The organism is Klebsiella sp. PK01 (genome assembly GCF_057624675.1).
The window spans coordinates 1009064-1024013 of sequence record NZ_JBYEZM010000001.1; the positions used below are offsets into that span (position 1 = coordinate 1009064).

At 56.2% G+C, this 14950-nt stretch carries 13 protein-coding genes; 8 read left to right on the forward strand and 5 right to left on the reverse strand.

The genetic code is table 11. The features are described 5' to 3' along the window. Positions 1 to 69 precede the first annotated feature (69 nt). The gene (gene rne / locus AC22LX_RS04925) at positions 70 to 3333 is read left to right on the forward strand and encodes a ribonuclease E (RefSeq protein WP_487333776.1); all 3264 of its coding nucleotides are present in this window, start codon (positions 70 to 72) and stop codon (positions 3331 to 3333) included. A gap of 38 nt (positions 3334 to 3371) precedes the next feature. On the opposite strand, the gene AC22LX_RS04930 is transcribed toward rne, so the two are convergent. Further along, the gene (locus AC22LX_RS04930; RefSeq protein ID WP_045393662.1) at positions 3372 to 4310 is read right to left on the reverse strand and encodes a LysR family transcriptional regulator; all 939 of its coding nucleotides are present in this window, start codon (positions 4308 to 4310) and stop codon (positions 3372 to 3374) included. A 109-nt stretch (positions 4311 to 4419) separates the two neighbouring features. On the opposite strand from AC22LX_RS04930, the gene AC22LX_RS04935 reads away from it, so the two are divergent. Beyond that, a complete protein-coding gene (locus tag AC22LX_RS04935) occupies positions 4420 to 5634 on the forward strand; it encodes an MFS transporter (protein ID WP_487333777.1) in 1215 nt (404 codons plus the stop codon). Between the two features lie 55 nt (positions 5635 to 5689). On the opposite strand, the gene murJ is transcribed toward AC22LX_RS04935, so the two are convergent. The 4 genes from murJ to rimJ all read right to left on the reverse strand — a co-directional run bounded on the left by murJ (position 5690) and on the right by rimJ (position 9506). Then, positions 5690 to 7225, reverse strand: a complete 1536-nt coding sequence (gene murJ / locus AC22LX_RS04940) for a murein biosynthesis integral membrane protein MurJ (protein ID WP_015367200.1) — start codon at positions 7223 to 7225, stop codon at positions 5690 to 5692. 113 nt (positions 7226 to 7338) lie between these two features. Then, positions 7339 to 8262 carry a Gfo/Idh/MocA family protein gene (locus AC22LX_RS04945; protein ID WP_045393658.1) on the reverse strand — a complete coding sequence of 308 codons (924 nt, stop codon included), beginning with the start codon at positions 8260 to 8262 and terminating at the stop codon, positions 7339 to 7341. 2 nt (positions 8263 to 8264) lie between these two features. Further along, entirely contained in the window at positions 8265 to 8912 is a 648-nt protein-coding gene (locus AC22LX_RS04950; protein WP_045393656.1) for a YceH family protein, read from the reverse strand. Positions 8913 to 8921: 9 nt separating this feature from the next. Beyond that, entirely contained in the window at positions 8922 to 9506 is a 585-nt protein-coding gene (gene rimJ, locus AC22LX_RS04955; RefSeq protein WP_045393654.1) for a ribosomal protein S5-alanine N-acetyltransferase, read from the reverse strand. Between the two features lie 227 nt (positions 9507 to 9733). On the opposite strand from rimJ, the gene mdtH reads away from it, so the two are divergent. From mdtH to solA, 6 genes are all read left to right on the forward strand, one after another. Continuing rightward, a complete protein-coding gene (gene mdtH, locus AC22LX_RS04960; RefSeq protein WP_045393652.1) occupies positions 9734 to 10942 on the forward strand; it encodes a multidrug efflux MFS transporter MdtH in 1209 nt (402 codons plus the stop codon). 114 nt (positions 10943 to 11056) lie between these two features. After that, complete coding sequence (locus AC22LX_RS04965) at positions 11057 to 11617, forward strand: lipoprotein (RefSeq protein ID WP_487333778.1); 561 nt, start codon at positions 11057 to 11059, stop codon at positions 11615 to 11617. A 130-nt stretch (positions 11618 to 11747) separates the two neighbouring features. After that, positions 11748 to 12794 carry a dihydroorotase gene (gene pyrC, locus AC22LX_RS04970; RefSeq protein ID WP_213797665.1) on the forward strand — a complete coding sequence of 349 codons (1047 nt, stop codon included), beginning with the start codon at positions 11748 to 11750 and terminating at the stop codon, positions 12792 to 12794. 73 nt (positions 12795 to 12867) lie between these two features. Next, positions 12868 to 13113, forward strand: a complete 246-nt coding sequence (gene dinI / locus AC22LX_RS04975) for a DNA damage-inducible protein I (RefSeq protein WP_045393647.1) — start codon at positions 12868 to 12870, stop codon at positions 13111 to 13113. Between the two features lie 304 nt (positions 13114 to 13417). Next, positions 13418 to 13672: a biofilm formation regulator BssS gene (gene bssS, locus AC22LX_RS04980; RefSeq protein WP_045393644.1), complete on the forward strand. Its 255-nt coding sequence runs from the start codon at positions 13418 to 13420 to the stop codon at positions 13670 to 13672. A gap of 124 nt (positions 13673 to 13796) precedes the next feature. After that, on the forward strand, positions 13797 to 14915 hold the full coding sequence (gene solA / locus AC22LX_RS04985) for an N-methyl-L-tryptophan oxidase (protein ID WP_213292633.1): 1119 nt from the start codon (positions 13797 to 13799) through the stop codon (positions 14913 to 14915). Positions 14916 to 14950: the final 35 nt, after the last annotated feature.

The following is a 14950-nucleotide window of genomic DNA, read 5'->3' on the forward strand; positions in this document are numbered from 1 at the left end:
TTTTCACCCGGTAAGGCGTTACTCTGCCCGTAGCTTAGTCGTCAATGTAAGAATAATGAGTAAGTTACGATGAAAAGAATGTTAATCAACGCAACTCAGCAGGAAGAGTTGCGCGTCGCTCTTGTTGATGGGCAGCGCCTGTACGACCTGGATATCGAAAGCCCCGGGCACGAGCAGAAAAAAGCGAACATCTACAAAGGCAAAATCACTCGTATTGAACCTAGCCTTGAAGCCGCGTTTGTCGATTACGGCGCTGAGCGTCATGGTTTCCTCCCCCTCAAAGAAATTGCCCGCGAATACTTCCCTGCCAATTACAGCTCTCATGGTCGTCCTAACATTAAGGATGTTCTGCGTGAAGGTCAGGAAGTCATTGTTCAGATTGATAAAGAAGAGCGTGGTAATAAAGGCGCTGCGCTGACGACCTTCATCAGCCTGGCCGGCAGCTACCTGGTACTGATGCCGAATAACCCTCGCGCCGGCGGTATTTCGCGCCGTATCGAAGGTGACGATCGTACCGAGCTGAAAGAAGCGCTGGCGAGCCTTCAGTTGCCGGACGGCATGGGTCTTATCGTACGTACCGCGGGCGTCGGCAAATCCGCTGAAGCGCTGCAGTGGGATCTGAGCTTCCGCCTGAAGCACTGGGAAGCGATTCAGAAAGCCGCTGAGAGTCGCCCTGCTCCGTTCCTGATCCACCAGGAAAGTAACGTTATCGTACGTGCCTTCCGCGACTATCTGCGCCAGGACATCGGCGAAATCCTGATCGATAACCCGAAAGTGCTTGAGCTGGCGCGCCAGCATATCGCCGCCCTCGGTCGTCCGGATTTCAGCAGCAAAATCAAACTGTACACCGGTGAAATCCCGCTGTTCAGCCATTACCAGATCGAATCCCAGATTGAATCCGCGTTCCAGCGTGAAGTTCGCCTGCCTTCCGGCGGCTCTATCGTTATCGATAGCACCGAAGCGCTGACCGCTATCGACATCAACTCCGCTCGCGCGACCCGCGGCGGCGATATCGAAGAAACGGCGTTCAATACTAACCTCGAAGCGGCTGACGAAATTGCGCGCCAGCTGCGTCTGCGCGACCTTGGCGGCCTGATCGTTATCGACTTCATCGATATGACTCCGGTGCGCCACCAGCGTGCGGTTGAAAACCGCCTGCGTGAGGCCGTTCGTCAGGACCGCGCGCGTATCCAGATCAGCCACATCTCGCGCTTCGGCCTGCTGGAGATGTCCCGCCAGCGTCTGAGCCCGTCGCTGGGCGAGTCCAGCCACCACGTGTGCCCACGCTGTAGCGGCACCGGTACCGTGCGTGACAACGAATCGCTGTCGCTCTCTATCCTGCGTCTGATTGAAGAAGAAGCGCTGAAAGAGAACACCAAAGAAGTCCATGCGATCGTTCCGGTACCTATCGCTTCCTATCTGCTTAACGAAAAACGTGCCGCAGTCAGCGCGATTGAAACCCGTCAGAGCGACATTCGCGTCATCATCGTCCCGAACGATGAGATGCAAACCCCGCACTACTCCGTGCTGCGCGTGCGTAAAGGCGAAGAGACCTCAACCCTGAGCTATTTGCTGCCGAAACTGCACGAAGAAGAGATGGCGATGCCGTCCGACGATGAACCAGCTGAACGCAAGCGCCGTGAAGAGCCAGCTCTTGCCGCTTTCGTGATGCCGGATGCGCCGCCAGTACCGGTACAGGAAGAAACCGCAGCCGCACCGGTCGCAGCGAAAGCCGCCGCCGCTCCAGCCGCAAAAGTAGCAACGCCTGCCCAGCCTGGCCTGCTGTCCCGTTTCTTTGGCGCTTTGAAAAACATTTTTGCTGGCGCAGAAGAAGTCAAACCGGCGGAAGTCAAGGCTGAGCAAAAAACAGAAGAGAAACCGGAACGTCAGCAAGAGCGTCGTAAACCGCGTTCTAATAATCGCCGCGATCGTAATGAACGTCGTGATAACCGCGATAATCGCGATAACCGTGACAATCGCGATAATCGCGGAGAAAACGCGGAAGGTCGCGAATCTCGTGAGGAAAACCGCCGTAATCGCCGTGAGAAACAGCCGCAGAACGCTGAACAGCGCGAATCACGTCAAACCGCTGGCAATGAGGCTGATAACAGTAAATCTCGCGATGAGCAGCAGCAACCGCGCCGTGAACGCAACCGTCGTCGGAATGATGACAAGCGCCAGGCACAGCAGGAAGCAAAATCTCAGTCCCGCGAAGAACCGGTAGTTCAGCAGGAGACCGAGCAGGAAGAACGCGTTCAGAGCATGCCGCGTCGTAAACCGCGTCAGCTGGCGCAGAAAGTCCGCTTTGAATCCGCAGAAACCGAGCAGGTTGTCGAAGCCGTTGCCGAGCAGCAGGCGGAATCCACTACGCCGCGTACCGAACTGGCAAAAGTCGATCTGCCGGCCGTCGTTGAAACTGCCGCTGAGCAGGATGAAAACGGCGACGCTCGTGAATCTAACGGTATGCCGCGTCGTTCACGTCGCTCTCCGCGCCACCTGCGCGTAAGCGGCCAACGTCGCCGTCGCTACCGCGATGAGCGTTATCCGACCCAGTCGCCGATGCCGCTGGCTATCGCCTGCGCGTCGCCTGAGCTGGCGTCAGGTAAAGCGTGGATCCGTTATCCGATTGCTCGCGTGCAGGATCAGCTGCAGGAAGAGTTACCGGTGCAGGAAACCAGCAGCGTTGAGCCTATCATCACGCCAGTCGTCGCGGAGACTATCGCTCCGGTTGTCGTTGCGGAAACCGTCGCAGCTGAAACTGTCGCAGCTGAAACTGTCGCAGCTGAAACTGTCGCACCGACAGTGACCAGCGAACCGACCACAGAAGCAAGCGTAGTTGAAGCCCCGGTTGCCGAAGAAACGGCAGTGGTTGAAGAGACTGCAGTTGTAGCAGAAACCGTTGCGCCGCAGGCAGAGGTCAGTGCGCCAGCAGAGGCCGTTGTCGAAGAAACTGAGACCACGCCAGCTCCGGTGACTGAAGAAACCGACGCTGCGCAGCCAACAATTGCCGCAGAAGAAACCGCTGTTGTCGAAGAAACCGCTGTTGTCGAAGAAACGACCGTTGCCGCAGCTGAAGAAGCCGCGCCGGTTGTTGAACCGACGCCGGTCGTCAGCGCCGCGCCAGTGGTAAAAGCGCAACCGGCAACCACCGCAACTCGCCACGCGACCGCGCCGATGACCCGCGCCCCGGCGCCGGAATACGTGCCGGAAGCGCCGCGCCAAAGCGATTGGGTTCGCCCACCGTTTGCCTTTGAGGGTAAAGGGTCCGCAGGCGGCCATAGCGCTACTCATCAGGCCACGGCGGAAGCGACTCGCCCGCAACCTGTAGAGTAACGGTGCACGACTAAAAAACCGGCCAACTGGCCGGTTTTTTATTTGTTCTCGTCCGGGCGCTGCATCCCCGCCACCTGCGGCATCACTTCGCGCATCAAATCGAGAAACTTGCGCAGCCGCGTTGGGTAATAGCGCGCCCAGGGATATACCAGATGCACCGGCAGCGGCGAAGCCCGCCACTGCGCAAACGGCTCAATCAGCCTGCCTGCCGCAATATCCTCCTCCACCGCCCAGCTGGAAACAATTGCCGCTCCCAACCCCGCCAGAGCGGTATTACGCGCAACGTAGACGCTATCGGTACTCAGACAAGGGACGATCGGGAAACTCATCAACTGCCCGCCCACCTGATGCTGTAGCGTGACTTCATGCTGGTAAAAGGTGCTGATAGCGACCCATGGCAGCGCGGAGAGCGCCTGCGGTTCGCCGAGTTCCGGATGGCGCGCCAATAGCTCAGGCGCAACCACCAGGCTGCGGGGAACTACAGCCAACAGTACCGAGACGGTTGACGGATCCACTTCTGCACCAACGCGGATCGCGCAATCAATATTATCGCTAAGAAAATCGACGGTTTTATCATTCAGCATCCACTCAACGGAAAGCTCAGGATAACGCTGCAGAAAGCTAACCAGCGGGCCCAGCAGCTGCTGTTGGCCAAAAGCGTGCGGCGCCCGCACCCGCAGCACGCCAACCGGACGGTCTTCCTCGATGCGTAGATCATCTTCCAGCGCCAGCCAGCTGTCCACCAGCCGCCGCGCATGTTGATAGCAGCGCTCGCCGTCATCGGTTAGTTTCATCGCATGGGTCGTGCGCAGAATAAGCCTTGCGCCGAGTAACGTCTCCAGCGACTGCAAGCGTCGGCTAACGGTCGCCTGAGTCGTACTCATCTGCAGAGCCGCCGCCGAGAGCGAACCCGCTTCGACGATGCGAATAAACGTCCGCATCAGCTCAATCCGATCTATACGCTCTTGTTTCTTCATTTATATTTTGCCTATACGTGCTACGTATAACCGTTTTACCACTACCCTATCTTCCGCGCCAGTCTGCTTCGGGGAACAATAGCGCCAACGCATTTACGAGGGCATTACTATGACACCGCTTCCTTTATCCACCCGCCAGGCCGGCTGGATTATATTTATTCTCGCGCTCGGCGCAGGCTTTAGCGTCGCATCCATCTACTACGCCCAGCCGCTGCTGCCATTAATCGGCGCCAACCTGCATCTCAGCATTGAAGGAATGGGGCTGGTGCCCACGTTGACCCAGGCAGGCTATGCATTGGGAATATTATTTCTGCTGCCGCTCGGCGATCGCCACGATCGCCGAACGCTTATCCTGCTGAAAAGCGCCGTACTGGCGGCGCTGTTGCTACTCTGCAGCCTGACCGGACAACTGACCTCGCTGCTGGTCGTCAGCCTGCTGATCGGCATGGCGGCGACCATGGCGCAGGATATTGTCCCGGCAGCGGCCATTCTGGCGCCGGCGGGCAAACAGGGGAAAATGGTCGGTACGGTGATGACCGGCCTGCTACTGGGGATCCTACTTTCGCGTACCGTCAGCGGGCTGGTCGGCGCGCTATTTGGCTGGCGGGTCATGTACCAGGCTGCGGCAGTCAGTATCGCTTTCATCGGCCTGTTAATGTGGCGTGTTCTGCCGCGTTTTGAGATCCACTCTACCCTCAGCTATCCGCAGTTGATGAAGTCGATGGCCCATCTGTGGCAGCGCTATCCCGCGCTGCGCCGCGCGGCATTCGCCCAGGGCTTTTTATCTATCGCCTTTAGCGCATTCTGGTCGACGCTGGCGGTGATGCTCGCCGAACATTACCAGATGGGTAGCGCGGTCGCCGGAGGCTTCGGTATCGCGGGCGCGGCAGGCGCCCTGGCGGCACCGCTGGCAGGCGGTCTGGCGGATAAAGTTGGCGCGGGGAGAGTCACCCAGCTCGGCGCGGCATTCGTCACCGTCTCCTTTGCCCTGATGTTGCTGCTGCCCGCCCTGCCGGTACATGGCCAACTGGCGCTGATTGCGTTATCGGCTATTGGTTTTGACCTTGGTCTGCAATCAAGCCTGGTGGCGCATCAAAATCTGGTTTACAGCCTGGAGCCCCAAGCCCGCGGCAGGCTTAACGCCTTGCTGTTTACCGTGGTCTTCATCGGTATGGCCCTGGGTTCGGTGCTGGGAAGTAAACTGTACGTACTGGCTGGCTGGAATGGCGTGGTGATTCTGGCGGTGAGCAGCGGCGCGATTGCTCTGATTATCCGCCTGCTGGAAAATGCCCGTCTACAGGCCGCTGACCGCGCCGTGAGATAAAAAAACCCGCTCCGCATAGCGGAACGGGTTAATCAGGCCCGACGTAGCGATGAATTTAAATCGTGCGGCGGGCAAACTCTTTCAGGCGGAAACCGAGCAGCAGCAAGGTTGCGAAATAGGCGACTACGCCGGCCACCACCACTACCATCAGGCGCATCAGGCGGAACGGCATCGTCCCCTGCGACCACTCCGGCATCAGATACATCACGCCGACGAGCGCTGCCGCCATGACCAGCACCGCGATGACCAGACGCAGCAGGAAGACGAACCAGCCCGGCTGCGGGGTGAAGATTTTCTGCTTACGCAGTTGCCAGTAAAGCAGCGCGGCGTTCAGACAAGCGGCCAGACCAATAGACAGTGACAAGCCGGCATGCTTCAACGGACCAATAAACGCCAGGTTCATCACCTGGGTCATTATCAGAGTAACAATGGCGATTTTAACCGGCGTCTTGATATCCTGGCGCGAGTAAAAGCCCGGCGCCAGCACCTTCACCACGATAAGCCCCATCAGCCCAACCGAATAAGCCACCAGCGCGCGTTGAGTCATCGCCGCATCGAAAGCATTGAACTTACCATACTGGAATAGCGATACCGTCAGCGGCTTAGCGAGAATGCCTAAGGCTACCGCGCTCGGCAAGGCCAGCAGGAAACACAGGCGCAGCCCCCAATCCATCAGTCGGCAATATTCATCATGGTTGCCGCTGGCGAAACTTTTTGATAGCGATGGCAACAGGATAGTCCCCAGCGCCACGCCCAACACGCCGGAGGGGAACTCCATCAGACGGTCGGCATAATACATCCAGGAGACCGAACCTGAGACCAGGAAGGAGGCGAAAATGGTATTGATAATAAGCGAAATCTGGCTGACGGAGACGCCGAGGATCGCCGGCCCCATCTGCTTAACCACGCGAATCGCCCCGGCATCTTTCAGATTAACCCGCGGCAGTACCAGCATACCGATTTTTTTCAGATGCGGCAGTTGATACGCCAGTTGCAGGATACCGCCAACCGTAACCGCCCAGGCCATCGCCAGCATTGGCGGATGAAAATAAGGCGCGGCAAACAGGGCAAAACCAATCATGCTGACGTTGAGGAAGGTCGGCGCAAAGGCGGGAACCGAGAAGCGGTTCCAGGTGTTAAGGATCGCCCCCACCAGCGATGCCAGCGAGATCAATAATATATAGGGGAAGGTGATACGCAGCAGCTGGGTGGTTAAGGCAAACTTATCCGGCGTATCGGCAAAGCCCGGTGCGGTAACGGTAATCACCCACGGCGCAGCCAGCATCCCCGCCACCGTGACCAGCGCCAGAACCAGGGTCAATAGCCCGGAAACATAGGAGACGAACACCCGCGTCGCGTCTTCGCCCTGTTTGCTTTTATATTCAGCGAGGATCGGCACAAAGGCCTGAGAAAAGGCGCCTTCGGCAAAAATACGCCGCAAAAGGTTTGGCAGTTTGAAGGCCACAAAAAAGGCGTCGGTCGCCATCCCGGCGCCAAAAATACGCGCGACGATAGCATCGCGGGCGAACCCCAGTACGCGCGAGAACATGGTCATCGAGCTGACTGCCGCTAATGATTTTAATAGATTCATTACTGTCTTATTCCACAACCCATGGAGTAAAACGCCCGCAAAAGCGGGCGCTGGAAAGTGGCGATAGTCTACCGGGTTCGCAATGAATTACTACTGTCAGTTGTTACAACCAGTTATTCGCTCATCGCTTCACGCCAGAGCTTTTCCACGATCCGCTGGGCTAAGAGCGCCTGCTCACCGGCGGTTTCCGGAACCGTCTGATTTTGCACGCATTCAACGAAGTGCCGCGCGCAGCCGTCGAATCCACGCTGCTCAAGCGTCGTTTGCCAGCCGGGCGCCGGGCGCTGCAGGATACCGCTGCCCCGCTCTTCACGCCATTCGCGCATATCGCTCACCTCATACAGCCCGCCATCGGTCACCGCCTGTACCCACTCACGCTGGCTTCCGGCGCGACGATGCATGCTGGTCGTGATTTGCAGCTGCCCCGCGCTGAAGTGATGCTCGGCGTAAAGCATTTCCCCTTGAGAAGTGGTTTGCAGGACCCCGCCATTCACCCGCGCCTTATCTCCCGCCAGCCACAGCGCGGTATCGACAACATGCAGATAATCATCCAGCAGGGTGAAACGCAGCTCTTTACCCACGCTATCGCTACGATGCTTATCCATGCGCAATGACGCCGCATCGTTGAGATGCGCTTTTAATTCACGATACAGCGGCGCAAAACGGCGATTGAAACCCACCATTAACGTTAAACGCCGACGCGCCGCCAGTTCAACCAGTGATTCGGCTTCGCTGAGCTTGTCCGCCAGCGGCTTGTCCACGCAAACATGAACTCCTGCATTCAGCAGATGATGCACCACTTCATAATGTGAAGCGGTTGAGGTATGGACAAATACCGCATCACATTGCGCCGCCAGCGCATCCAGAGACTCGGCATAAGGTAGGCGCCAGGTTTCACAGATGCGTAACGCTTTCTCTTTCCCCGGCGACCAGGCGGCCTGCAGCGTCCAACCATCGGCGGCGCCAAGCACCGGCAGCCATGCCTTTTGCGCAATGCCGCCGAGCCCCACCACGCCAACGCGTAATTTTGCCGTCACAATTACTCTCCTAAGTGAGCCAGCAGTGAATCAAGGCGTACTTTGAGCTCAGCCACTTCCGCCTCCAGCGCCTCAACGCGCGCCTGCAGATCGTCATTCGGCGGCGACACGGCTTCCACGACGGTAATGAGCGAATCCATGTCATCACAAAACAGGTGCATATAGCGGCTTTCGCGTTTACCCGGTTCGCGCGGAAGGCGCGCGACGTACGGGCCGTCTTCGCGACTGGCCAAATTGTCGAGCGTGCTTTCCACCTCGGCCATATCGCGGAATTCATACATCCGCTGCGCGCGGCTGCGCAGCTCGCCTGGCGTTTGCGCGCCGCGCAGCAGCAGCGTCGTGACGATGGCGACTTCCGCCGCTGTTAACTTGAGGTCGCCAAATTCGGAATTACAGAAGCGCTGTTCATATTTGGTCACTCGATTGCCAAAACCGCTTACCGTACGCAGATAGTGGCGTTTAACCAGTTCATCCAGCAAATCCTGAACATCGCTTTCCGCCAGCGACATCACCGGCTCGCGGTTGGTTTTCTGGTTACAGGCGGTGACCACCGCATTCACCGACAGCGGATATTGTTCGGGTGTGGTCACTTGCTTCTCCAGCAGGCAACCAATAATGCGCGCTTCATGTGCGGTTAGCTGATATTTCATGTTGTCTCCTTAGCGCCCCGGGGTCCAGTCAGTGGTCGTTAATGCCGTCAATACGTGATCTCGCCATTGCCCATCAATGAGGAGGTAGTCCTTAGCGTAACCCTCTTTCTCGAAACCCAGTCGGGCGAGCAAGTCACCGCTGCGTTTATTGTGCGGCATATAGTTGGCCATGATGCGATGGATATGCTGCGTACGCTGCATATAGCGAATCGCCGCGGTCAGCGCTTCAAACATCAGCCCCTGCCCTTGCCACTTTTCACCAATGGAATAGCCGAGATAGCAGGCGTGGAATGAACCACGCACTACGTTGGAGAAGTTCGCTACCCCAATAATCTCTTTCTCATCAGGATCGAGCAGCGCGAAATAGAATGCCGAACCTTGTTTATGAAACTCCGTAATCATCGACAATCGCGCCTGCCAGCCGGAGGGATAACAGTGGCTTTCATCGCGCACCGGCTCCCAGGGTTTCAGGAACCCTTTGTTTTCCGCGTAGTAATCGGCCAGACGCCAGGCGTCACGATCGTGAACCAGCCGCACCACCAGCCGGTCCGTCGTCAAACGCACCTTGGGTACGTTACTGCGATAGCCAAACATTCCTCACTCCTGTTCCCTGCCCCAAACTGATATCTTTCACTATACCTTCCCTGAGTGAAGGTGTGAAAACAGCAACATACCATTTTCTGCACCATCTCCATTTTTCGATGAATAGCCTCAATCGATCTTGCTTTTTGATAAAAAAATATTGTCGCCAGTATGCTGGGAAAATAACCGGCGCACCCGCAGAATATCTAAGCTTATCTTTCTTTTTCCCTGGAGGGGAAATGTCCCGCGTATCGCAGGCAAGGAGCCTGGGTAAATATTTCCTGTTAGTCGATAACATGCTGGTTGTTCTCGGCTTTTTTGTCGTATTCCCCCTGATATCGATCCGTTTTGTCGACCAGATGGGCTGGGCAGCGCTGATGGTCGGTATTGCCCTCGGTCTGCGTCAGCTGGTGCAACAAGGTTTAGGCATCTTCGGTGGGGCGATCGCCGATCGTTTTGGCGCTAAACCGATGATCGTCACCGGGATGCTGATGCGCGCCGGCGGTTTCGCGGCGATGGCCGTCGCCCATGAGCCCTGGGTACTCTGGCTCTCGTGCATTTTGTCCGGTCTCGGCGGCACACTGTTCGACCCGCCGCGAGCGGCGCTGGTGGTCAAGCTGGTGCGCCCGCATCAACGCGGTCGCTTCTTCTCTATCCTGATGATGCAGGATAGCGCCGGCGCGGTAATCGGCGCCCTGCTAGGCAGCTGGCTATTACAGTACGATTTCCGTCTGGTATGCAGCGCGGGGGCGGCGCTTTTTATTGCCTGCGCCGCGTTTAACGCCTGGTACCTACCGGCCTGGAAACTCTCGACGGTCAAAACGCCGGTCCGCGAAGGGTTGGGGCTGGTGTTACGCGATAAGCGCTTTGTCACTTACGTGCTGACCCTGACCGGTTACTACATGCTGGCCGTACAGGTGATGCTCATGCTGCCGATTATGGTTAACGATATTGCGGGTTCTCCGGCGGCGGTCAAATGGATGTATGCCATTGAGGCGACAATTTCCCTGACCCTGCTGTACCCCATCGCCCGCTGGAGCGAAAAACGTTTTCGTCTTGAGCATCGCCTGATGGCAGGTTTACTGGTGATGACGGCGGCGATGCTGCCGATTGGCTTAACCAGTACGCTACAGCAGCTGTTTACCTTAATCTGTATTTTCTATATCGGCTCGATCATTGCCGAGCCTGCGCGCGAAACGTTGGGCGCTTCGCTAGCCGATGCCCGCGCCCGAGGCAGCTATATGGGTTTTAGCCGCCTTGGCCTGGCCTTCGGCGGCGCGCTGGGGTACGCCGGCGGCGGCTGGCTGTTTGATGCCGGTAAAGTGCTCAGTCAGCCTGAACTCCCGTGGTTGATGTTGGGCATTATCGGCTTTGCGACATTCATTGCATTGTGGTGGCAGTTCAGCCAGAAACGGTCGGCTTCCGGTATGCTGGAACCGCGCATCTGACGCGCGGCCAAAGTGGTAATCCTTTTTTTCAGCATTTTCCGCTAGTACAAGCGGGGCTAGCAGACCATGCTGCTTTGTGTCAGGATTAGCCATGGCATGACGTTAAGGAACCCAATGAAAAAGATGTTGATCGCGGCCGCGCTGATTATCAGCGGCCTTCTGAGCGGATGTAACCAGCTTACGCAATACTCGGTGAGCGAGCAGGAGATTAACCAGGCGCTGCAGAAACGTAATCACTTCGCCAAAGATATCGGCCTGCCTGGCGTAGCGGATGCGCATATTGAACTGCAAAACCTGACCAGCGCCATCGGTCGTGAAGAGCCTAACAAAGTGGCGCTGAGCGGAACCGCTAATCTGGATCTGAATTCGCTGTTTGGCAATCAGAAAGCGACCATCGACCTGAAGCTTAAAGCGCTGCCGGTGTTCAATAAAGAGCAAGGCGCGATTTATCTGCGTGAAATGGAAGTCGTCGATGCGAAAGTTAAGCCGGAAAAGCTCACCTCCGTGGTACAGACGCTGATCCCCTATCTGAATCAGTCGCTGCGCAGCTATTTCAACCAGCAACCGGCCTACGTTCTGCGTGAAGATGCCAGCACCGGCGAGGCCTTAGCGAAGAAATACGCGAAAGGCATTGAAGTGAAACCGGGCGAGATAATCATCCCCTTCACTGACTAAACGATAAGGGCGCTGAATATAGTGCCCTTAATTTTTTACGGAAATGAGTGCAAAGGAAAACGTTTACGCTTATCCTTAGTGCCCGGCAAAAAACAGCCCTGATGACTGAACCAATTAGCCGGAGCCTTCCATGACAGCACAACCCCAGGTATTGAAAATCCGCCGCCCTGACGACTGGCATATCCATCTTCGCGATGATGATATGTTAAAAACCGTCGTGCCTTACACCAGTGAGTTTTACGGCCGGGCGATCGTGATGCCGAATCTGGTACCGCCGGTAACGACCGTCGCTGCTGCCATTGCTTATCGCCAGCGCATCATCGATGCGATTCCCGCCGGGCATGATTTCACTCCGCTGATGACCTGCTACCTGACCGACACGCTCGACCCGAACGAACTGGAACGCGGATTCCATGAAGGCGTATTTACCGCAGCCAAACTCTACCCGGCAAACGCCACCACCAACTCCAGTCACGGCGTGACCAGCACCGATGCCATTATGCCGGTGCTGGAACGGATGGAAAAACTGGGCATGCCGCTACTGGTGCACGGCGAAGTTACCCACGCTGATATTGATATCTTCGATCGCGAAGCGCGCTTTATCGAGACGGTGATGGAACCGCTGCGCAAACGGCTGCCGGGGTTAAAAGTGGTCTTCGAACATATCACCACCAAAGATGCCGCTGAATACGTGCGCGACGGCAACGAACTGCTGGCCGCCACCATCACGCCGCAGCATCTGATGTTTAACCGCAATCATATGCTGGTTGGCGGTATTCGTCCGCATCTATACTGCCTGCCGATCCTCAAGCGCAATGTCCACCAGCAGGCGCTGCGTGAACTGGTCGCCAGCGGGTTCAGCCGCGCCTTCCTCGGCACCGACTCCGCCCCGCACGCGCGCCACCGTAAAGAGGCCAGCTGCGGCTGTGCGGGCTGTTTCAATGCCCCAACCGCGCTCGGCAGCTACGCCACCGTCTTTGAAGAGATGAACGCGCTGGCGCATTTTGAGGCTTTCTGCTCGCTGAATGGCCCGCGTTTCTACGGCCTGCCGGTGAATGAAAGCTACGTTGAACTGGTACGCGAAGAAAGCACCGTTGCCGAAAGCATCGCCCTTCCAGGCGATACGTTGGTGCCGTTCCTGGCCGGTGAAACCGTGCGTTGGACGATGAAAAAATAAAGTTTTTTGCCCCCTGTTGTAAATGCGCAAGCGTTACTGTATAAATAAACAGTATATTACCCAGGGGGCCATTATGCGCATCGAAGTGTCAATTGCCAAAACCACAGCCTTACCCAGCGGCGCGCTGGAAGCGCTGAATAACGAACTATCTAAACGTATCGCTCAACACTACCCGGAACGTGAAAACCAGGTCACGGTACGTTATGCCGCCGGCAATAATTTGTCGGTCATCGGTGGTTTGAAAGAAGACAAAGACCGGATTAGCGAAATCCTGCAGGAAACCTGGGAAAGCGCCGACGACTGGTTTATCCACGACTAAGCCTCCGGGTTTGCTTACGCAAAATCAATTTGCTCCCTCATTGTGCTTTTTTTTGCCGGGTCGCCCCGGCTTTTTTATCTCCACTTATAACTAAGACTTTCCTTAATATCCTGATAAATTCCTTAAAAAATAATGAGACCCAGGACGAAACTCGCGCAAAAAACCGCCAATCAGAGCAAAATTTGTCTCTAATTATTTATTTTCTCGAGTTTGTACTTAACTGCTGATATAATTAACGTGCTTCAGAAAACAAGCATTAAACCTCGAGAATTGTTGTCTTTTAACATATGAATAAGGGGTTATGATGGAAAAGAATAATGAAGTCATCCAGACCCATCCCCTCGTCGGATGGGACATCAGCACCGTTGATAGCTACGATGCGCTGATGTTGCGCCTGCACTACCAAAACCCCACGCAAGAAAGCAATAAAGAAGCAGAAATTGGCCAGACGCTATGGCTAACGACGGATGTCGCACGTCAGTTTATTTCTATTCTGGAAGCAGGAATAGCGAAGATAGAATCTGGCGATTACCAGGAAAATGAGTATCGCAGACATTAGTATCACCGATGATGTCTAAATATTCACGGAACAGGCACCTGCGGGTGCCTGAATTATTTTTCGCGCTTGTACATCCGGCTGATGTTAATTACCCTGCTAATAAAACAATAACCCGGAACTCACCATGCAATACGACCTCATCATTATCGGTAGTGGCTCCGTTGGCGCTGCCGCTGGCTATTACGCCCGTCGCGCCGGTCTGAATGTCCTGATGACCGATGCCCACAAACCGCCGCACCAGGAAGGCAGCCACCATGGCAGTACGCGGCTGATTCGTCACGCCTATGGCGAGGGCGAAAGATACGTGCCGTTGGTGCTACGCGCCCAGCAGCTATGGGACGAATTTGCGCAAAGTAGCGGCGAGGCCGTATTCGAAAAAACTGGGGTTATTAACCTTGGCCCCGCGAGCTCCGATTTTCTCAATAACGTTGCCCACAGCGCGCGTCAGTTTGAGCTTAACGTGGAAGAGTTGGATGCTGAGGCGGTCATGAAACGTTGGCCGGAGATTCGTATTCCGCAAGATTACCGGGCTATTTTTGAACCGGCTTCCGGCGTGTTACGCAGCGAGCTGGCGGTAGAAACCTGGATTCGCCTGGCGCGCGAAGCGGGCTGCGCCCAACTGTTCAACTGCCCGGTTACCGCAATTCACCATCACACCGACGGCGTGACCATCGATACCGCCGATGGTAGCTACAGCGGCAAAAAACTGCTGATCAGCGCCGGAACCTGGGTAACAAAATTATTGCCGGAACTGCCTATTCAACCGGTACGTAAAGTCTTCGCCTGGTTCCAGGCCGATGGTCGCTATAGCGCGAAAAACAACTTCCCTGCTTTCACCGGCGAACTGCCGAATGGCGATCAGTATTATGGCTTCCCGGCAGAAGACAACGAATTGAAGATCGGCAAGCATAACGGCGGCCAGCTGATTTCCGAACCGGAAGAGCGGAAACCGTTTGGCGCGGTGGCCAGCGATGGCTCGGAGTCGTTCAACTTCCTGCGCAACGTGCTACCCGGGATTGGCGGCTGCCTGCACGGCGCCTCCTGCACTTACGATAATACGGTCGATGAAGACTTCATCATCGATACGCTTCCCGGTCACGACAATACATTACTCATTACCGGGTTAAGCGGTCACGGTTTCAAGTTTGCCCCGGTACTAGGCGAAATTGCGACGCAATTTGCGCAAGGTGAAACGACGGAGTTTGATCTGACTCCCTTCTCGCTGGCGCGCTTTTCGCAATAATAGCCGGCCATAAAACCAAACGGCCTCAATCGAGG

Coding starts and splice junctions, on each gene's coding strand:
- rne (WP_487333776.1), top strand. CDS start 70: ATGAAAAGAATGTTAATCAACGCAACTCAGCAGGAAGAGTTGCGCGTC.
- AC22LX_RS04930 (WP_045393662.1), bottom strand. CDS start 4,310: ATGAAGAAACAAGAGCGTATAGATCGGATTGAGCTGATGCGGACGTTT.
- AC22LX_RS04935 (WP_487333777.1), top strand. CDS start 4,420: ATGACACCGCTTCCTTTATCCACCCGCCAGGCCGGCTGGATTATATTT.
- murJ (WP_015367200.1), bottom strand. CDS start 7,225: ATGAATCTATTAAAATCATTAGCGGCAGTCAGCTCGATGACCATGTTC.
- AC22LX_RS04950 (WP_045393656.1), bottom strand. CDS start 8,912: ATGAAATATCAGCTAACCGCACATGAAGCGCGCATTATTGGTTGCCTG.
- rimJ (WP_045393654.1), bottom strand. CDS start 9,506: ATGTTTGGCTATCGCAGTAACGTACCCAAGGTGCGTTTGACGACGGAC.
- mdtH (WP_045393652.1), top strand. CDS start 9,734: ATGTCCCGCGTATCGCAGGCAAGGAGCCTGGGTAAATATTTCCTGTTA.
- AC22LX_RS04965 (WP_487333778.1), top strand. CDS start 11,057: ATGAAAAAGATGTTGATCGCGGCCGCGCTGATTATCAGCGGCCTTCTG.
- pyrC (WP_213797665.1), top strand. CDS start 11,748: ATGACAGCACAACCCCAGGTATTGAAAATCCGCCGCCCTGACGACTGG.
- dinI (WP_045393647.1), top strand. CDS start 12,868: ATGCGCATCGAAGTGTCAATTGCCAAAACCACAGCCTTACCCAGCGGC.
- bssS (WP_045393644.1), top strand. CDS start 13,418: ATGGAAAAGAATAATGAAGTCATCCAGACCCATCCCCTCGTCGGATGG.
- solA (WP_213292633.1), top strand. CDS start 13,797: ATGCAATACGACCTCATCATTATCGGTAGTGGCTCCGTTGGCGCTGCC.